Origin of the sequence: Nocardia cyriacigeorgica (genome assembly GCF_010858045.1) — a bacterium.
GTDB lineage: Bacteria > Actinomycetota > Actinomycetes > Mycobacteriales > Mycobacteriaceae > Nocardia > Nocardia cyriacigeorgica_E.
On sequence record NZ_JAAGVC010000010.1, the window covers coordinates 16,144 to 35,362 of the forward strand.

The following is a 19,219-nucleotide window of genomic DNA, read 5'->3' on the forward strand; positions in this document are numbered from 1 at the left end:
CGTTTGCTGAAGTGTTGCTGATTTCTTCGACAGCCGATACGGTCATGCCCGACGGGAGCAGCACGACTCCCATACCGTTCGCCTGGGACCGGGAGATTTCGATGGGAAACACCGCCAATAGCTGCCACCGTGCCCGTGCCGGATGTGGCGGCATGATCGCGGCCGACACCTCAGCGGTCGATTTGCTGGCCACCAAGCAGTTCACCGTCGACGGCGCGGCGGTGCGCGTGATGATCGGACGTCCCGAGCCGTACGCCACCGGCCGCGGCTGGCGCTGCCGCATCCGCGTCGAACGCGGCACCTCCCGACTGGAACAGTCCCAAGTGGTGGCGCCCGATGAGATGTCGGTGGTGCGGCTGGCTTTGGAACTGGTCACCTCACGCCTCGGCATGAGCGAAACCCAGTTCTTCGAAGGCGCCACCGTCGGCCCCGGCGCGGTCGAGGCCACCGCCCGCTGATCGCGCCTCATCCGGCGTGCTCGGCCAGGAAGTCGGCCCAGGTGCGCTTGCCCACGTCACAGCCGAAGACGAGATTGTCACCTGCCCGGTAGGCGCGCCCCATCGCGCCCGGCAGTCGAATCGGCAGCAGCAGCCGCCGTTTTCCGGTGACGCGCAGATACGCACGGGTGAGTTCGGACAGTTCGAGTACCTCGGGCCCGACCAGATCGCGCACCAGCCCCGCCGGCTCACCGAGAGTGAGTTCGACCAGCCGTTGCGCGACCTCGGCCGTCTCCACCGGCTGTGCCCGCAGCCCGCCGGGCGCGGGAATCACCGGTGATTTCGCCATCGCACGGACCACACCGAACAGCAGGTCGTGGAATTGCGCCGCCCGCAATGTCGTCCACGGGACACCCGAGCGCACCACGATCTGCTCGGCCGCCGCCTTCTGCCGGTAGTACCGCACCGGCAGCGAATCCGGCGCGGTGACCGAGATGTAGACGACGTGCCGCACGCCGGCACCGGCCGCCGCCGTCATCAGGTTGCGGGTGCTGTCGGCATCGGTCTTGGCGTCACCGGCCAGATGCAGGATGGTGTCGGCGCCGGACACCGCGGCATCGACACCCTCGTTCTTCAGCAGATCGCCGGTGACGTATTCGATGCCGTCGCGGATGCCGGGAGCGCGCCTGGTCAGCACCCGAAAGGGCACGCCTGCCTGACGCAGCAGCGGCGTCACCTGACGTCCGAGGGTGCCGGTACCGCCGGTGAGCAAAATGTTCGAGGGCATCGCCGTACTCCGTTCCGTCGCGTCACCGGGCGAATGCCTACGGTGATCGGCAGTTCTTCGGTCTCTGTCTGGAGACGAGGGCGGGCGGCCGAATGTGACGGCCCGGCCGAACAGTGACCACCATCTCACCGAGGGTGCGAAAATCTCGGTAGGAAGTTCGCGCCCTATCGAGGGAGGTGGCGGCCATGCGCTTCGACCCGGGTCGCGAAGTCGCGTTCACCGCAGCCACCGGCCCGAGCCACATCGAGGTCGCCTACCGCACCGAACCCGAGTTGGGCGACCTCGCCGTCGGCAGCTATCACACGGTGATCGCCCGACCCGCCCGCGACGGCGGTAGCGCCCTGCACGGCATCTGGGACAACAACGCGATCAGCGGCTCGGCGCGGTTCGGGTTGCTGATGATGCGGGCGGTGGGCCGCCCGTTCTTCACCAGGTACTACCGGCAGGTCTTCGATCAGCTCGCGGCGGGGAAACTCTGATCAGTCGGCAGCCGGGCGGATACCGCCCACCTCGGCGAGGGCCGAGCGGAGCACATCGGTGTAGAGGTCGAGGTCGGGCATCGTTTCCGGGTCGGCGTGGAGGGAGATGGTGACAGTGTCGCCGAGGCCGTGGACGCCGTGGGTCAGGTGCATGACCGAGCCGAGCGCGGGAAAGCCAGCGGTGAACAGGACGGGAGCCGCGCCGAAGGTGAGATCGGCCGGGCCGCGGTGGACGCTGGAGACGACGGTATGGCCGGCAATCGATTCCGGCACGATGTCGATCGGATAGCGGTCGACGTCGCGGCGCAGGATCGGGGCGGGCAGCGCGGCGGTGACCCGGTCCTGGGCAGCCAGCAGCGGGTGCGACGCGCGGGTGCGGCGGGCGGCGAGATCGGCGGCGATCAGTTCGGCCCGGCGGCGCGGATCGGGCTCACCGGAAAATAGTTCGACGCCGAGGCTGCGGTAATTGTTGCGCGGCGCCGCTCCCGCGACCCGGTCACGGACCAGAGCGGCCGCGCTTCGCAGCCGACCGGCATCGCGTGAGACCACCTGATCCGGTGCGGGCAAGGCCATCGGCACCTGCGCACCCAGCCGGTCCACCGGCTCGCCGCGCTGGTCCAGATACCGCTCCAGCGCGATCGACACCGCCGTCAGCGCAAGCACCGTCACGCTGAAACCCGGTGCCCGCAGCCACGCCACCGGACACACGATCATCCGCACCGCATGGCCTCCGACCTCGCCGGGGCCATTCAGAACGCTCGCCGCGAACCCACCGCCCGCCTCGGGCAACTCCCCTGCCGCTGTCGCCTCCGCCAGCTCCCGCTGGGCACGAAACGCGCCGATGCCGCCGACCACGGTGCGTGCCATGCGGACCGGGATGCCGGCGACAGCCGCACCGAGCCGGACGGCTTCGACAGCCGCACCGAACCGGATCGCTTTGGCGGCCGCACCGACCCGAATCGTTCTGACCGCCGCACCGAACCGGATCGCTGCTGCGGCGGCGGTGCGGACGATCTCACGTCCGGTGGCGGCGGCGCGTCCCGCCCGGTGGCGCGCAGCGCCGGACGGAGTGCCGATGTCGGGTACGCGCTCCCGCGAGTCCGCTCGGTCACGCCGTGACCGCGCGGCCGAGACCTGCGGCGACGAATCGGCAGGTTCCGCCGCGAGCAATTCGTTTTCCCGCTGATCACGCGATGCCGCTGGAGATCGCCGCGAGCCGCGGACCGGCGGGGCGAACAGGGCGCGCGCCAGCTCGGCCGCACGTCTTCCATCGGCGAGCGCATGCGACATCTGCAACACCGCGACGGTGACCCGGGGCGCCGCCGTGGATCCGGACGGATCGGCGGTGACGTCCGCCGCGCGCCGGAGCTCGGTCAGTCCAGTCGTTCCGGAGACGCGGCCCGGGCCGGTCGGAGGCCCGCTCACATCGACCTCGCCCGGTGCGGCGCCCGTGGCCCGGTCGGCCGCGACGGATCCGGACGGGCCTGCGAGGGCCTCGGCGGCAGCCGGGATCGAGCCGGATTCGACCTCACCGAGGGCGCTCTCCCCCCGCGACGGCAGCGGCGCCCCGGTGATTCCCCGGAACACATGTAGCCGCCAAGGATGCACGGCTGCGTCGACGCCCGTTGCGAGTACCTCGCCGAGTGCCTGCTCCAGGTGCTCCCAATCAGCTTGCGGCAGCCGATATTCGACGAACTGCCCGGCGTCGAACGCGCACGGCACCCAGGTCGGGTACGCGAGATCGCGGGGCGCCGGACGCAGGCGCACACAGAGGTCGGGGATGCGCGCGCTGCGGCGGGCGATGATCGCGCGCAGCTGGTCGGTGCTCAGCTCGGATTCGGCGAAACAGTAGAGCAGGAACAGGTCGTTGCGGGTGCGGCCGGACAGCCAGTACATCGTCGCGTCCTGCGGCTGCACCGTACTCATGCGGCGACGATAACGACCCGGTGGCGAGACCGCTGAGGTGGGCAGAAAACCATCGACTGGACACCGCGCGCGGTGCTACCGTCTGTAGTAGAACCCAATTCACTCTCCTCAGGGTCGGGTGTCGACTATGGCTGCACTGGAACGCACACTGAGTTCGCAGGCCAACGCGGTGGACGATCGATATCGCGCCGCGGCATTCGTGAAGCGCTCGATCAACAAGGTCTTCCCGACGCACTGGTCGTTCCTGCTGGGTGAGATCGCGTTGTACTCGTTCATCATCCTGCTGCTGTCGGGTGTGTACCTGACGCTGTACTTCGACCCGTCGATGGCCCACGTCGTCTACGACGGCGCCTACCAGCCGTTGCGTGGTGTGGGCATGTCGCGGGCGTACGAGACGGCGCTGAACATCTCCTTCGAGGTGCGCGGTGGCCTGTTCGTGCGCCAGGTGCATCACTGGGCGGCGCTGCTGTTCGCGGCCTCGATCATCGTGCACCTGCTGCGCATCTTCTTCACCGGCGCGTTCCGCAAGCCGCGTGAGGCGAACTGGGTGATCGGTTCGCTGCTGCTGATCATGGCGATGTTCGAAGGCTTCTTCGGCTACTCGCTGCCCGACGACCTGCTCTCCGGCACCGGACTGCGGGCGGCGTTCTCCGGCATCACCATCGGGCTGCCCGTCGTCGGCACCTGGCTGCACTGGCTGATGTTCGGCGGCGACTTCCCCGGCGACATCATCATCCCGCGCCTCTACATCGCCCATGTGCTGCTGTTCCCCGGTATCATGCTGGCCCTGATCGCGGCCCATATCGCGATCGTCTGGTATCAGAAGCACACCCAGTTCCCGGGTCCGGGCCGCAGCGAGCGGAACGTGGTGGGCGCACGCATCGTGCCGGTGTTCGCCGCCGATCAGGGCGCGTTCTTCGCGTTCACCCTCGGTGTGGTCGGACTGATGGGCGGGCTCCTGCAGATCAACCCGATCTGGAACCTGGGACCGTACAACCCCTCGCAGGTCTCGGCCGGCTCCCAGCCCGACTTCTACATGATGTGGACCGATGGCCTCGCCCGGTTGATGCCACCATGGGAGCTCTACCTGGGCCGCTACACCGTGCCTGCGGTGACCTGGGTGGCACTGACCATGGGCCTGGTGTTCGTGCTGCTGATCGCCTACCCGTGGATCGAGAAACGTCTCACCGGCGACAGAGCCCACCACAACCTGCTGCAACGTCCGCGCGACGTCCCGGTACGCACGGCCATCGGCGCCATGGCCATCACCTTCTACGTGGTGCTGACGCTGGCCTGCGTCAACGACATCATCGCCTACAAGTTCAACATCTCGTTGAACGCCACCACCTGGGCCGGACGCATCGGCCTGCTGCTCGGCCCGCCGTTCGCCTACTTCCTGGCCTACCGGTTCTGCCTCGGCTTGCAGCGCAGCGACCGCGCGGTGCTCGAGCACGGCATCGAGACCGGTGTGATCAAGCGACTGCCGCATGGTGAGTACATCGAGGTGCACCAGCCGCTGGGCCCGGTGGACGAGCACGGCCATCCGCTCCCGCTGGAATACCAGGGCGCCCCGGTGCCCAAGAAGATGAACAAGCTGGGCCTGGCCGGCAAACCCGGCACCGGCAGTTTGCTGCGCGCCGATCCGCGCGAGGAATCCGCACGCAATCTGGCGATCGAAGAGGAAGAGGAACACCGGCAGCTCGCGGTGCTGCGCAACCAGCAGGACCTGGAATCCGGGCACTGACCACTGCGAAGGCCCCGAGTCCGAATCGACCCGGGGCCCGTGATGCTGTGTTGCGGCTGCGGCCCGACGCTACTGTCGGCGCCCGAACTGGCCACTGGCCAGGCCGGATAGGAAAGCGTCCCACTCGCCGGGGGCGAAGGCCAGCACCGGTCCGTTCCCGCTGTCCTTGGTGTCCCGGACCGCCACGTTGCCGTCGACGAGATGCGCGACTTCCACGCAGTTCCCGTCCGGGCCACTGTGCCGGCTCTTCCGCCACACAGCGCCCGTCAAATCAACCTCCACGGCACCGACTCCTTTGCTGCGTCACGATATTTTGTTCTGACTTCTGACTTGCTCCGATCAACCGGCATCCGACACCGAACGACGAACGCCGTGGTGCGCCTGGTGATAGCGCGCAACTTCCCCTGTACGCCTGTCTGCACTCGCATTTCCGAGAACGCACGGGCGGCGAGGCGAAAACACCCACGTGGGCGGGCCTCGCGCAGTGAACCCTAGCAGGTTCATCCATAGTTTGCCGGTCTCTTGCCCACTACCACAACACTTTTGCCAAGCTTGCGAAGTTTTGTCGTTGCGGAAACATTGCCAGCTTCCGGCTTTCTTTCTGGGACGGTTTCGGTAGTTGAAGTATTCATCGGATGTGATTGGACTGTGATCGGTCATAAATGCCCGATCCGATACTCCGCGCGAGCACAACGCCGAACCGGCGTGGATCATGGAGAACATGGTCGAACGCGATCGCGACGCCACAGGTCGCGCCCTCAACGCCCGTCCCCGAGACCGGCTCGGGCGCCCGCTGCCACCGGGTAGCCAGGGTGTTCCCCGAATTCCCGATGACTTGAATCTGCCACCCCAGCAAACTCTCACCTACGCTCAGCAACTACTCGACGACGGCTTGGCATTCAACGCACACGAGGTTTTGGAGGCGGCCTGGAAGAACGGCCCGTTCGCCGAACGGATGCTGTGGCAGGGGCTGGCGCAGTATGCCGTGGGGCTCACCCACATTCAGCGCGGCAACACGAAGGGCGCGCATACCCTACTGGCCCGAGCGATAAACCGGCTTTCCACGTTCGAGGCCGATTTCGAGAGTGATTCCGATTACACCGAAGCCGGTGCGGAAAGTCCCCGATCCTTTCCCTACGGCATCGACGGCGCCGGTTTGATCGCCCACGCACAGAGCCTGCTCGCCGACCTGGAGTCCGGCATGCCGATACCCCAGGACAGGCTGGAGCCGCGCCTGTGCGTCGCGACCTCCCGGCCCGGCTGACCCTGCCGCATCTACCATGACCGGAATGCCGACCGACCTCGCTCCCGCGGGCCGATACGCACCGAGCCCGTCCGGTGACCTGCACCTCGGTAATCTGCGCACGGCCCTGCTGGCCTGGCTCTTCGCCCGCAGCACCGGGCGCAGATTCGTGCTGCGCATCGACGATCTGGATCGGGTGCGCGCGGGCGCCGAGGCCAGGCAACTGGCCGATCTCGCCGCGATCGGCCTGGACTGGGACCCGCCGGTGGTCCGCCAATCCGACCGGCTGCCGCACTACACCGCGGCCATCGACCACCTCACCGCCGCCGGTCTGACATATGAATGCTTCTGTACCAGAAGGGAAATCCAGCAGGCGGCGACCGCACCGCACGGACCGATGGGCGCCTATCCCGGCACCTGCCGCGACCTGACTGAGGCCGAACGCGCGGCCAAACGCGCCGAGGGCAGGCCCGCCGGACTGCGCCTGCGGGCCGCGGTGACCGAGTTCGAGGTGATCGATCAACTGCACGGCCGTTATCGCGGGCCGGTCGACGATGTCGTGCTGCGGCGCGGCGACGGCGTCCCTGCCTACAACCTCGCGGTCGTGGTCGACGATGCCGAACAGGGCGTCGACCAAGTGGTGCGCGGTGACGACCTGCTGCCGTCCACGCCACGCCAGGCCTATCTGGCCACGCTGCTCGACCTGCCGGTGCCGCAGTACGCACATGTTCCGTTGGTACTCAACGACTCCGGGAAGCGATTGGCCAAACGCGACGGCGCGGTGACCCTGGCCGACCGGCACGCCCTCGGCGAGAGCACCGGACAGGTGGTCGCCGCGCTGGCGCGTTCCCTCGGCTTCACCGCGGGCACCGCAGCGGAGTTGCTGACCGAATTCGACCCGCTCGAGCTGCCCTCGAAGCCCTGGACGCTCGACCCGGACGGGTTGTTGCCACCCGATCGATGTCCGTAACGTACCCACCGACCGATCTGTCGACGGACGAGGATTACTTATGACAAGCGGTGGGTACGACCCCAACCAGTATCCGCAGGGCGGGCAGCCGTACGGGCAGCAGCAATTCGGGCAGCAGCCACAGTACGGCGAGCAGCCGAAGTACGACCAGCAGCCGCCGCAGCAGCCGTACGGCCAGCCGCAGTTCGGTCAGCAGCAGCCGTACGGCCAGCAGCCGCAGGACCCCTACGCCCAGCAGGGGCAGTACGGGCAGCAGCCGCAGTACGGGCAGCAGCCGTACGGCCAGCAGGATCCGTACCCGCAGCAGCAGTACGGGCAGCAGGGCTACGGACAGTACGGCCAGCAGCCGGGATTCGGTGGGCAGCCGGGTGATCTGCTGACTCGGTTCGGTGCGCGATTCATCGATGGGATCATCGCCGGTATCCCGGCGTCCATCGTCTACTTCGTCATCGTGTTCGCGATCAACAGCCTGTTCGGCTCGATCCTCGCGTGGATCCTGTACTTCGCGATCGTCAGCGCGTACTTCGTGCTGTGCGAGATGAACATGGGCACGACGCTGGGCAAGAAGATCCTCGGCCTGCGCGTCATCGCCCCCGGCGGTGCGCCCAAGATCAGCCCCGAGGTGTCGATCAAGCGCAACATCTACCTGATCGTCAACATCATCCCGTGCCTGGGCCAGCTGGCCAGCCTGGGCCTGGCCATCTACATGGCGATCACCATCGAGCAGGACCCGAACAAGCAGGGCTGGCACGACAAGTTCGCCGGCGGGACGCAGGTCGTCAAGGGCTGAGCTGCGGCTACCGACTCCCGGTGCCGGACGCAGATGAAGGGGCGCACCGAAACCGGTGCGCCCCTTCATTGTTGCTGTGGTCGGGCGGGCCCGAGTTGTCCGCGGGCGACCGCCGCGACTACGGACCCGCGACGATTCCGATGATATTGAGGATCCACACGATCACACCGAGACCGATGCTCACCGCGCCGACCCAGATCGCGGCCTGGGCGAACCCACGACCCTCCTGGCCGGTCTGGTCGATCTGCTTCTGTGCAACCACGCCCAGAATCAGTCCGACCGTCGAGACCACGAACAAACCGCAGCACAGCAGGCCGATGCACGAGGTGATCAGCGCGCCGATCGCCATACCGTTGGTGCCCTGCGGCGGCATGCCGTAGCCGGGGTACCCGGCCTGATACGGGGCTCCGTAGCCCGGCTGCGGATACGGCTGCTGCGCATACGGATCCGGCGCGGGCTGCTGATACGCCGGGTATTGCGGGGCGGCCGGGTATTGGGGCTGCGAACCCGAGGGATACTGCGGCGGCGCGCCCGCGGCCGGCTGGGAGGGATACTGCGGCGCGGCCGGATACTGCTGCTGCCCCGACGGATATCCGGGCTGCTCGGCTGCGGGGTACTGCGGGACCGAACCGGCACCACCTGACTCCGACGACACGCCTTGGCCGCCGTACTGCTTCCACCACTCGTCGGAATCGCCGGGATTGGTCATGGCTACACCATATGGCAAACCTGGTTGGATGAGTCGGGTGAGTGATTCGAACAAACCCGCCGATCACGAGGGGTCTGGGCGCCCCGCGTCGAACCATGCGGCATTCGCCCAGGTCGCGCGGGGCTACTACACCCCCATCGTGGCGCTGTTCACGGCCACGCTGATCATTTCCAACGTCTGCGCGACCAAGGGCGTGCAGTTCTTCTCCGACAAGTCGGTGACGCTCGGGCCGCTCGAGGTGCTGCCCATCTCCACCGACGGCGCGTTCTTCCTCTTCCCGCTGGCCTACATCCTCGGCGACGTACTGAGCGAGGTCTACGGTTTCCGCGCCACCCGCCGCGCCATCTACTACGGCTTCGCCGCGCTCCTGCTGATGGTGGTGTGCTTCGCGATCGCGATCCAACTGCCGCCCGCGGTCTTCTACGAGAACCAGGAGGCGTTCCGCACCGTCCTCGGCACCACGCCGCAGCTGGTGGCCGCCGGGCTGGCCGGGTATTTCGTGGGCCAGCTGCTGAACTCGGCGACGCTGGTGCTGATCAAGGAGCGGACCAAGGAAAAGCACCTGTGGGCCCGGCTGATCGGCTCGACCGTGGTCGGCGAGTTCGCCGATACCCTGATCTTCTGCTCGATCGCCGCCACCGCCATCGGCATCGACAGCTGGCAGCAGTTCATCAACTACCTGATCGTCGGATTCCTCTGGAAGACGCTGATCGAGGTGCTGCTCCTGCCGATCACCTACCGCATCATCGCGGTGCTCAAGAAGCACGAACCCAGCTACGCCCCTGCGGGATCCGACCCGCTGCACGGCTGACGCACCCGGCCCGCGCCCTCGCCCGAGAGCGGGGGCGCGCCGGCGCCGGTAGGGTCGCCGATCATGTCCGATCCTCATACGCTCGACGAAATCCGCACTCGTATCGACGCCATCGATGGCGAGCTGGTCCGACTACTCGCCGACCGGCAGGCGCTGGTCCGCGTCGCCGCCACCTTCAAGTCCGATCATCGGGCGGTACGCGCGCCGGAGCGGGTGGAACGCGTGGTGGCACTGGCTGGTGAGCGCGCCGCGGCGGCCGGACTCGCGCCCGAGGTGGCCGAAGCGGTGTGGCGAGCGATGATCGGGGCGTTCATCGAGCTAGAACTGACCGAGCACGCCGCGCTGCACCCGACTACTACGGCGCCTTGATCCGGCCCTGCCAGGTACCCAGGGTCTCGGCCTGGAACTCCTCGAAATACCCGCCCTCGATGCTCTCGCGGATCCGGTCGACCAACCGGATCGTGAAGCGCTCGTTGTGAATCGTGCAGAGGGTGGCGGCCAGCATCTCCTTGGCCTTGAACAGGTGATGCAGGTAGGCGCGGGTGTAGTTGGCGCAGGTGTAGCAGTCGCAGTTCTCGTCGATCGGGGTGAAGTCGCGACGGAACCGGCTGGTGTTGATGTTGAACCGGCCCGCGTCGACGTAGATCGCGGCGTTGCGCGCCACCCGTGACGGATTCACGCAGTCGAAGGTGTCGGCGCCATTGGCGACCGCGGTGAACACGTCCTCCGGTTCGCTGATGCCGAGCATGTGGCGCGGCTTGTGCTCGGGAAGTTCCGCGCTGCACCAGCCGACGATGGTGCCGAGATTGTGCTTCTCCAGTGCGCCGCCGATGCCGTAGCCGTCGAACTCGGTGCCGTCCTGGCCGCGGATGGCTTCGAGTTCGCGGCAGGCCTTGCGGCGCAGATCCTCGTATTGCGCGCCCTGGATCACCGCGAACAACGCCTGGTACGGGCGGTGGGCGCGGGCGTGGGTGAGCCGTTCGTGCTCGTCGATGCAGCGCTGCGCCCACTCGTGCGTGCGTTGCAGGGATTTCTCCTGGTAGGCCCTGGTATTGAGCAGGGTGGTCAGCTCGTCGAAGGCAAACATGATGTCGGCGCCGAGCTGATGCTGGATGCCCATCGACACCTCGGGGGTGAAGCGGTGCTTCGAGCCGTCCAGGTGCGAGCGGAAGGTGACGCCGTCGTCGTCGACGGTGGCCAGGCGCTCCTTGCCCTTGGCGATGACGTCGTCGCTTCGCACGTCCACCGCCTCCATGGCCAGCACCTTCTTGAAGCCGACGCCGAGCGACATCACCTGGAAGCCGCCGCTGTCGGTGAAGGTCGGGCCCGGCCAGTTCATGAACCGGCCGAGCCCGCCGGCCTCGTCGACGATGTCGGCGCCGGGCTGCAGGTACAGGTGATAGGCGTTGGCCAGCAGCGCCTGCGCGCCGACCTCACGCATCGTCTCCGGCAGCACGGCCTTGACCGTGGCCTTGGTGCCCACCGGGATGAACGCGGGGGTGGCGATATCGCCGTGCGGTGTGCTGATCACCCCGGTCCGCCCGTGCTGCCCGTCGAGACGGGTACCGACGGTGAACGAGAAAGCTGCGCGATCGGACACGCAGCCCATCTTCGCAGCAGGCGCCGCCCATCCCGGCAGGTGGGCGGTGTACTCGGCCCGACCCGACCGCGAATCGCTACGCGTCCGCCGCCGCGGCAGCGAACTGCGCGTTGTACAGCCGGTAGTACGCCCCGCGGTTCTCCAGCAGCCGTTCATGATTGCCGAGCTCCACGATCTGTCCCTTCTCCATCACCACGATGACGTCGGCGTCGCGGATGGTGGAGAGGCGATGCGCGATGACGAAGCTGGTGCGGTCGCGGCGCAGCGCGGCGGTCGCGTGCTGCACCAGCAGTTCGGTGCGGGTGTCGACGGAGCTGGTGGCCTCGTCCAGGATCAGGATCGACGGCTTGGCCAGGAAGGCCCTGGCGATGGTGATGAGCTGCTTCTCACCGGCGCTGACCCCGGTGCCCTCCTCGTCGATGACGGTGTCGTAGCCCTCGGGCAGCGCGTGCACGAACCGGTCCACATAGGCGGCGCGGGCGGCGGCGATGATGTCGTATTCGCTGGCATTCGGATTGCCGTAGGCGATGTTCTCCCGGATCGTGCCCTTGAACAGCCAGGTGTCCTGCAACACCATGCCGATCCGCGAGCGCAGATGATCGCGGGTGATGTCGGTGATGTCGACGCCGTCGATGGTGATGGTGCCGGCGTCGAGTTCGTAGAAGCGCATGAGCAGATTCACCAGCGTGGTCTTGCCCGCGCCGGTCGGGCCGACGATGGCGACCACATGGCCTGGTTCGGCGACCAGCGACAGTCGTTCGATCACCGGCTTGCCCGGCTCGTACCCGAACGACACCGCCTCGAACTCGACCCGCCCGCGATCGACCGGGCGCACGTCCTCCATCACCGGGTCCGGGCTCTGTTCCTCGGCGTCGAGGATCTCGAAGATGCGTTCGGCCGAGGCCACGCCCGACTGCAGCAGATTCGCCATCGCGCCGATCTGGGTCAGCGGCTGACTGAACTGCCTCGAGTACTGGATGAACGCCTGCACCTCGCCGAGGGAGAGCTGGCCTGTCGCCACCCGCAGCCCGCCGACGAGCGCCACCAGCACGTAGTTCACGTTTCCGAGGAACATGATCGCGGGCATGATCAGGCCGGAGATGAACTGCGCCTTGAAGCTGGACTGGTAGAGCTGCTCGTTGCGCTTGTCGAACTCCTCGGCGACCTCACGGTTGCGGCCGAACGCGGTGACGATCTCGTGGCCGGTGTATGCCTCCTCGACCTGCGCGTTCACCAGGCCGGTGTACTTCCACTGGTCGACGAAATGCGGTTTCGAGCGTTTGGCGATCTGGGTGGTGACGACGATCGCGGCGGGCACCGTCAGCAGGGCGATCAGCGCGAGCAGCGGCGAGATCCAGAACATCATCACCAGGATGCCGAGCACCGAGAACACCGAGTTCAGCAGCTGACTCATGGTCTGCTGCAAGCTCTGCGAGACATTGTCGACGTCATTGGTGACCCGGCTGAGCACATCGCCGCGCGGCGCGGAATCGAAGTAGCGCAGCGGCAGCCGGTGGATCTTGTCCTCGACATCGCTGCGCAAGCGCTTGACCGTGCGGTTGATGACGTTGTTGAGCAGGTAGCCCTGCAACCAGCTGAACAGCGACGCACCGATATAGAGCACCAGCACCAGCATCAGCACCCGGCCGACCGCGTCGAAATCGACACCGACACCGGGCACCACATCCATGCCGGCGAGCATGTCGGCGAGGGTGTTGTCGCCCTGGGCGCGCAGGCCCTCGATGGCCTGCTCTTTGCTGATGCCCTCGGGCAACTGCTTGCCGACGACGCCGTCGAAGACCAGGTTGGTGGCCTGGCCGAGGATGTAGGGGCCGAGGGTGTTGAGCACCACCGACACGATCACCAGCGTCACGATCGCGATGACGTTCGCCCGCTCCGGAGCGAGCCTGCGCAGCAGCCGCTTCAGTGACGGCCCGAAGGATTTCGGCTTGCTGTCCGGCGCGCCCGGAACCGCCCCCGGCCTCATCGGGCCTCCTCCACGCTCAGCTGCGATTCGACGATTTCCTGGTATTCCGAGCAGTCGCGCAGCAATTGCTCATGCGTGCCGATGCCCGCCATGGCGCCGTCTTCGAGGACGACGATCTGGTCGGCATCGCGGATGGTGGCGATGCGCTGAGCCACGATGATCACCGAGGCGTCGCGGGTCTCCGGGCGCAGCGCTTCCCGCAGCCTGGCGTCGGTGGCGACGTCGAGCGCGGAGAACGAATCGTCGAACAGGTAGATGCGCGGCTTGCGGACCAGGGCGCGGGCGATGGCCAGGCGCTGGCGTTGCCCACCGGAGACGGTGGTTCCGCCCTGCGCGACCGGGGTTTCCAGGCCCTGGGGCATCTCCCGGACGAAGTCGGCGGCCTGGGCGATCTCCAGACAGCGCCACAGCTCGTCGTCGGAGGCGTCGGGATTGCCGTAGCGCAGATTGCTGGCGATGGTGCCGGAGAACAGGTACGCCTTCTGCGGCACCAGGCCGATCTGGCCGCGCAGTTGTTCCAGATCGAGATGGCGCACATCGGTGCCGCCGACGTACACCGCGCCATCGGTGACGTCGATCAGGCGCGGGATCAGGTTGATCAGGGTGGTTTTGCCCGCACCGGTGGAGCCGACGATGGCGGTGGTCTGGCCCGGGCCCACCCGGAAGCGGATTCCGTGCAGCACCGGTTTCTCCGCGCCGGGATAGCTGAACTCGGCGAATTGGACGTCGACCTCGGCCGGATCGCCGCGGAACGGTTGCGGGTTCGCCGGTGGGTGCACCGAGGAGCGGGTCTGCAGGACCTCGCCGATGCGGTCGGCGGAGACGGCGGCACGCGGGGCCATCATGGCCAGGAACGAGGCCATCATCACCGCCATCAGGATCTGCATGATGTAGGCGAGCAACGCGGTGAGCGAGCCGATCTGCATTTCGCCCGAATCGACCAGGTGCCCGCCGAACCAGATGACGGCGACGGCGGTGAGGTTGCTGATCAGCATGACCGTCGGGAACATCAGCGCCATCAGCCGGCCCACCCGCAGCGAGGTGTCGGTGAGTTCGGTGTTGGCCACCCCGAAACGCCAGGTCTCCTGGCGTTCCCGGACGAAGGCGCGCACCACCCGGATGCCGGTGATCTGCTCGCGCAGCACCCGGTTCACCCCGTCGATCCTGGCCTGCATCTCCCGGAAGCCGGGCACCATCCTGGCGATGATCAGCGCCATGCTCAGCCCGAGCGCTGGCACCGCGATCAGCAGCACCCAGGACAGTTTCAGGTCTTCGCGCAGCGCCATGATGATGCCGCCGATACACATGATCGGGGCCATGACCAGGATCGTCGCCGCCATCACGATCAGCAGCTGCACCTGCTGGACGTCGTTGGTATTGCGGGTGATCAGCGACGGTGCGCCGAAGCCGCCGACCTCGCGCGCGGAAAAGGTGCCGACCCGATGCAGCAGCGCACCGCGCAGGTCGCGTCCGCCGCCCATCGCGGCCTGTGCGGCCAGATAGACCGAGGAGGCCGAGGCCACGATCTGCACGCCGGTGACCACGAGCATCCACAGTCCGGTGCGCCAGATGAAGCCGATATCGCCCTTGGTGACGCCCTCATCGATGATGTCGGCGTTCAGGCTCGGCAGGTAGAGCATCGCGATGACCGAGATCAACTGCAACGCGACCACTCCGGCGAGCTGCGCTCGATAAGGAGCCAGGTAGGTGCGAAGCAGTGAGATCAACATGATGAATGGAGGCTACCGGCATTTCCGCGGGCGTGACGAGCACATTTGTTTCGGACTGGTCGAGTGTCCGAACTGTCCGGAAACGGTGCGGGATCAGGCGCGGCCGAGCAGTTCCTGATCGTCACGGGGCTCGCGGCGAACCCAGGCGCCGGGGTCGGCGGTGAGCGCGTCGATGAATCCGGGCAGCCGGTTCTCGGCGATATCGGCGATCGAGACGTCCTCGAGGACGGCGCGGATATTGACCCGCAGCGCGATCCACACCCGCTGCAGGGGTTCGGCCGCGCCCGGATAACGCACGTCCTCTGGCCGCTCACCGCGTACCGACGCCAGCGGGCCTTCGATGCCGCGGATGACATCGGCGATGGAGATCGCGGTGGCCGGGCGCGCCAGCCGGTAGCCGCCGTCCGGGCCGCGCCTGCTGGTCACCAGGCCTGCCCGGCGCAACTCGGCCAGCACCCCTTCGAGCACCTTCGGGGCGATGCGCTGCGCCGAGGCGATGGCCTCGGCCTTCACCGCCGCGCCGGTGCCCGCCGCGTCGGCGATCTCGAGCAGCGTTCGCACCGCGTGATCGACCTTCGCGGTGATGTGCACTCCTGCTCCTGACGTATCCGATTGACGGCGTCGAATCTACGCGGTCCGGTGCGCGATCAGGACGCAGGTGGCGGCATCCAGGAGTGTCTTTTCCACCAGCTCGTCCGGCGCGTCCGGCACCACCTCGGTGGACAGCAGCGCCACGCCGAGGATCTCCAGCGCGGCGCTGGCCCGCAGCAGCGCCTCGTCGGTGGGATCGGGCCCGGCCAGCCAGTGCCGCAGCTGCCTGGTGCTCTCGGCGACGTCGGGGTAGCGGTCGGCCATCGCGTTCACGATCGCGACGGTGTCCCGCATGCACATGGCGCCGGCGTCACGGTGGCGGACCATGCCGCGGACGTAGGTGCGCAGCACGGCGCGGATGCCTTCGGGGTTGTAGGGGACGGCGTCGATGTCTTCGACCACCGACCGCATGTGGTCGATCACCGGATCGATGATCGCCAGCAGCAGATCGAGCTTGGAAGCGTAGTGATAGTAGAGCGAGGCCTTTGTGATTCCCACCGCATCCGCGACTTCGCGCAGGCTCGTCTGCTCGAAACCTTTATGGGTGAACAGTTCGACGGCGGCGTCTCGGATGGCCTGTTTAGTGCCTCCACCTGCGACAACGGCGTCCGTCGACTCACGGATGGTCATGGGATGATCCTCTCATCACTGTTCTGCCCGGCTCCGGGTGCCCGAGATATTGAGGTTGTGCCTCCGGTTAGTTCCTACGGTAGTCTACCTACCGCACGGTAGGCAGAGCGCGTCAATTGGAGGCGGGGACGGCAAGCACCCGCGGCAGAGGTGCTGTCTACACGCTCCAGCAATTGAATCGATCCCAAGCAAGCCCAGCGATAGCTAGGAGAGACCCCCGTGTCCGTTTATCTATACCGATGGGGAAAGTTCGCTTTCCGCCGGAAATGGATAGTGCTGCCCGTCTGGCTGCTCCTGTTGGTGCTGCTCGGCGGGGCCGCGGCCAGCCTGGCGAAGCCGTTCCAGGACAAGTTCGACATGCCCGGCCTGCCGTCCGAGCGCGCCACCGAGATCCTCGAAGAGCACATGCCGCAATACGCGGAGGGCTTCAGCATCGACGCGATCACCGCGACCTACGTGATCGCCGCCAAGGACGGCAAGCTCTCCGATCCCAACAACATGGCCGCCCTCGACGCGATGGTGCAGAAGTTCAACGCGCCGAAGCTTGGTGACCAGGAGATCGTCGATCACAGCCAGCCGATCGTGAACCCGGTCACGGCCACGCAGATGATGCCTGCCAGCCCGGAGGCCGCCAAGCAGCAGGCCGAGGCCATGGCCGCGCTGGAACCCGGCCAGACCCCGCCGATCCCCTCGCCCAACTGCCTCGACAATCCGGAGGCGCCCGATTTCCAGGGCATGTGCTCCGGTGCGCCGCTGAATGTGCTCAACGAGCAGAAGCCCGGCACCGTCGCCGTCATCACCGTGCCGTTCACCATGGCAGAGTTCTCCGACGTCAAGCCCGAGCACCGCGAGGCCGCCGAGGCCGTGGCCGAGCAGGCCCGTGAGGCCGGCCTGACCGTCGAGATGACCGGTGTGCTCGCCCAGGAACAGCCCGAGCAGGGCACCGCCGAGATGATCGGCATCGGCGTCGCGCTGATCGTGATGATCATCGCCTTCGGCGCGCTGATCGCGGCATTCGTCCCGATCATCACCGGCATCGTCGGCGTCGGCGCGGCCGGCCTGGTGATCGTGATGGGCACCTCACTCACCGCGGTCCCGACCTTCACTCCGATCCTGGCGTCCATGATCGGTCTGGCGTTGTCGATCGACTACGCGCTGTTCATCGTCTCCCGGTACAAGCACGAACTCGTCGTGCAGGATTCGCCGGAAGAGGCCGCCGGTGTCGCGGTCGGCACCGCGGGTTCGGCGGTCGTGTTCGCCGGCCTGACCGTACTCATCGCCCTGCTCGGCCTGAGCATCGTCGGCGTCAGCTTCCTGACCGCCATGGGTATCGGTGGCGCGATCGCCGCCGCGTTCGCCGTCGTCACCGCGATCACCCTGCTGCCGGCGCTGATGGGCGCGTTCGGCCGGTTCCTGTTCAAGCCGAAGGTTCCGTTCGTCGCCAAGCACGATCCCGAGGACGACACCTCGGTCACCAACGGCATGCGCTTCGCCAAGCTCATCGCCAAGGCTCCGGCCGTCACGCTGGCCTTGTGCGTGGTGGTGCTCGGTGCGCTCGCCGCGCCGGCGCTGAACCTGAACCTCGGCCTGCCCGGCGGGGACAGCGCGCCGAAGGATTCGTCGATGCGCAAGGCCTACGAGCTGCAGACCGAAGGCTTCGGCGAAGGCAAGAACGGCATGCTCGTGGTGGCCGTCGACCTGTCCGAGGTGCCGCAGGAGCAGCGCGACCCCGCGCTGACCGAGCTGCGCGACCGGCTCGCCGGTTACGAGGACATGGACTACCTGACCACCGCTCAGCCGAGCGAGGACGGGCAGGCGGCGCTGTTCATGGCGGTGCCGAAGTCCGGTCCCAACAGTGCGGCCACCCAGGATCTGGTCGCCCAGGTGCGCGATGCCGAGGGTGAGTTCACCTCGAAGTACGGCATGGAATACGGCATCACCGGCGAAACCGCGATCTACGCCGACGTCAACCACGTGCTGCTCGCCAGCATCGTGCCCTACCTGGCGATCGTGGCCGGCGCGGCGTTCCTGCTGCTGGTGCTGGTGTTCCGGTCGATCCTGGTGCCGCTGACCGCCGCGCTCGGGTTCCTGTTGTCGATGGCGGCCACCTTCGGTGTCACCGTGCTGTTCTTCCAGGAGGGCGCGCTGGGGCTCATCGAGGACACCCATCCGATCATCAGCTTCCTGCCCATCATGTTGATCGGCATCGTGTTCGGTCTCGCGATGGACTACCAGGTGTTCCTGGTGACGCGCATGCGTGAGGAATTCGTGCGCGGCAAGTCGCCGAAGGACGCGATGATCGACGGCTACCACCACGGTGCGCGCGTGGTCACCTCGGCCGCGGTCATCATGATCTCGGTGTTCGCCGGGTTCATGCTGTCGCCGGACATCACCTCGAAGTCCATGGGCTTCGCGATGGCGGCGGGCGTGTTCTTCGACGCCTTCCTGGTGCGGATGGTGTTGATCCCGTCGCTGCTGGTGCTGATGGGCAAGTGGGCCTGGTGGCTGCCCGCCTGGCTGGAGCGCATCCTGCCCGACATCGACGTGGAGGGCACCAAGCTGCGCGAACTGCAGCAGCGCGATGCCGACGCGGCGAAGAAGCCGGTGCAAGCCGGAGTCTGATCACGCGGCACAACACATCACGACGAACCCCGTCCGGCACACCAGCCGGGCGGGGTTCGCCCGTCTTTGCTCTGACGCCGACCCGATTGACGGCACCTCGCGCGGGACGGCGAAGAAGCCGGAGACGCCCGGTCTCCGTCGACTCATGCCCGCGGACCGGAGG

At 67.2% G+C, this 19,219-nt stretch carries 18 protein-coding genes; 9 read left to right on the plus strand and 9 right to left on the minus strand.

The window, feature by feature from the left end; all coding sequences use genetic code 11:
• The first annotated feature begins 152 nt into the window (after positions 1–152).
• Positions 153–458: a DUF6968 family protein gene (locus GV790_RS12195; RefSeq protein WP_163813570.1), complete on the plus strand. Its 306-nt coding sequence runs from the start codon at positions 153–155 to the stop codon at positions 456–458.
• A gap of 7 nt (positions 459–465) precedes the next feature.
• On the opposite strand, the gene GV790_RS12200 is transcribed toward GV790_RS12195, so the two are convergent.
• Positions 466–1,224, minus strand: coding sequence for an SDR family oxidoreductase (locus GV790_RS12200; RefSeq protein WP_163813480.1), 759 nt, complete (start codon positions 1,222–1,224; stop codon positions 466–468).
• A gap of 185 nt (positions 1,225–1,409) precedes the next feature.
• Between GV790_RS12200 and GV790_RS12205 the strand changes: the two genes are divergently transcribed.
• Entirely contained in the window at positions 1,410–1,703 is a 294-nt protein-coding gene (locus tag GV790_RS12205) for a hypothetical protein (RefSeq protein ID WP_175585871.1), read from the plus strand.
• On the opposite strand, the gene GV790_RS12210 is transcribed toward GV790_RS12205, so the two are convergent.
• Positions 1,704–3,629: a WS/DGAT domain-containing protein gene (locus GV790_RS12210; RefSeq protein WP_163813481.1), complete on the minus strand. Its 1,926-nt coding sequence runs from the start codon at positions 3,627–3,629 to the stop codon at positions 1,704–1,706.
• 127 nt (positions 3,630–3,756) lie between these two features.
• Here GV790_RS12210 and qcrB point away from each other — a divergent pair, with 127 nt between their 5' ends.
• Positions 3,757–5,373: a cytochrome bc1 complex cytochrome b subunit gene (qcrB, locus tag GV790_RS12215; protein WP_163813482.1), complete on the plus strand. Its 1,617-nt coding sequence runs from the start codon at positions 3,757–3,759 to the stop codon at positions 5,371–5,373.
• 69 nt (positions 5,374–5,442) lie between these two features.
• Here the strand turns inward: qcrB and GV790_RS12220 are convergent, their stop codons facing one another.
• The gene (locus tag GV790_RS12220; protein WP_163813483.1) at positions 5,443–5,655 is read right to left on the minus strand and encodes a DUF397 domain-containing protein; all 213 of its coding nucleotides are present in this window, start codon (positions 5,653–5,655) and stop codon (positions 5,443–5,445) included.
• A gap of 439 nt (positions 5,656–6,094) precedes the next feature.
• Here GV790_RS12220 and GV790_RS12225 point away from each other — a divergent pair, with 439 nt between their 5' ends.
• From GV790_RS12225 to GV790_RS12235, 3 genes are read left to right on the plus strand one after another with little or no spacing between them, the layout of a single operon-like run.
• Positions 6,095–6,637, plus strand: coding sequence for a DUF309 domain-containing protein (locus GV790_RS12225; RefSeq protein ID WP_163813484.1), 543 nt, complete (start codon positions 6,095–6,097; stop codon positions 6,635–6,637).
• Positions 6,638–6,662: 25 nt separating this feature from the next.
• Positions 6,663–7,586 (plus strand): tRNA glutamyl-Q(34) synthetase GluQRS, encoded by a 924-nt coding sequence (gluQRS, locus tag GV790_RS12230; protein WP_163813485.1) that lies wholly within the window; start codon positions 6,663–6,665, stop codon positions 7,584–7,586.
• A gap of 40 nt (positions 7,587–7,626) precedes the next feature.
• Positions 7,627–8,376, plus strand: coding sequence for an RDD family protein (locus GV790_RS12235; protein WP_163813486.1), 750 nt, complete (start codon positions 7,627–7,629; stop codon positions 8,374–8,376).
• A 118-nt stretch (positions 8,377–8,494) separates the two neighbouring features.
• Here GV790_RS12235 and GV790_RS12240 read toward each other — a convergent pair whose 3' ends face one another.
• Positions 8,495–9,085 carry a DUF4190 domain-containing protein gene (locus tag GV790_RS12240; RefSeq protein WP_163813487.1) on the minus strand — a complete coding sequence of 197 codons (591 nt, stop codon included), beginning with the start codon at positions 9,083–9,085 and terminating at the stop codon, positions 8,495–8,497.
• 28 nt (positions 9,086–9,113) lie between these two features.
• On the opposite strand from GV790_RS12240, the gene GV790_RS12245 reads away from it, so the two are divergent.
• Entirely contained in the window at positions 9,114–9,896 is a 783-nt protein-coding gene (locus GV790_RS12245; RefSeq protein WP_163813488.1) for a queuosine precursor transporter, read from the plus strand.
• A 63-nt stretch (positions 9,897–9,959) separates the two neighbouring features.
• On the plus strand, positions 9,960–10,265 hold the full coding sequence (locus GV790_RS12250; RefSeq protein WP_163813489.1) for a chorismate mutase: 306 nt from the start codon (positions 9,960–9,962) through the stop codon (positions 10,263–10,265).
• Here GV790_RS12250 and tgt read toward each other — a convergent pair.
• From tgt to GV790_RS12275, 5 genes are all read right to left on the minus strand, one after another.
• Positions 10,252–11,505 (minus strand): tRNA guanosine(34) transglycosylase Tgt, encoded by a 1,254-nt coding sequence (gene tgt, locus GV790_RS12255; protein ID WP_163813490.1) that lies wholly within the window; start codon positions 11,503–11,505, stop codon positions 10,252–10,254. The two genes, GV790_RS12250 and tgt, sit on opposite strands and share 14 nt — an antisense overlap.
• A gap of 67 nt (positions 11,506–11,572) precedes the next feature.
• Complete coding sequence (locus GV790_RS12260) at positions 11,573–13,483, minus strand: ABC transporter ATP-binding protein (RefSeq protein ID WP_163813491.1); 1,911 nt, start codon at positions 13,481–13,483, stop codon at positions 11,573–11,575.
• The gene (locus tag GV790_RS12265) at positions 13,480–15,213 is read right to left on the minus strand and encodes an ABC transporter ATP-binding protein (protein WP_163813492.1); all 1,734 of its coding nucleotides are present in this window, start codon (positions 15,211–15,213) and stop codon (positions 13,480–13,482) included. Before GV790_RS12265 ends, GV790_RS12260 begins: the two co-directional genes overlap by 4 nt.
• Positions 15,214–15,306: 93 nt before the next feature.
• Entirely contained in the window at positions 15,307–15,804 is a 498-nt protein-coding gene (locus GV790_RS12270) for an RrF2 family transcriptional regulator (RefSeq protein WP_163813493.1), read from the minus strand.
• Positions 15,805–15,840: 36 nt separating this feature from the next.
• Complete coding sequence (locus GV790_RS12275) at positions 15,841–16,434, minus strand: TetR/AcrR family transcriptional regulator (RefSeq protein WP_163813494.1); 594 nt, start codon at positions 16,432–16,434, stop codon at positions 15,841–15,843.
• A gap of 219 nt (positions 16,435–16,653) precedes the next feature.
• Between GV790_RS12275 and GV790_RS12280 the strand changes: the two genes are divergently transcribed.
• On the plus strand, positions 16,654–19,056 hold the full coding sequence (locus GV790_RS12280) for an MMPL family transporter (RefSeq protein ID WP_163813495.1): 2,403 nt from the start codon (positions 16,654–16,656) through the stop codon (positions 19,054–19,056).
• The last annotated feature ends 163 nt before the right edge of the window (positions 19,057–19,219 follow it).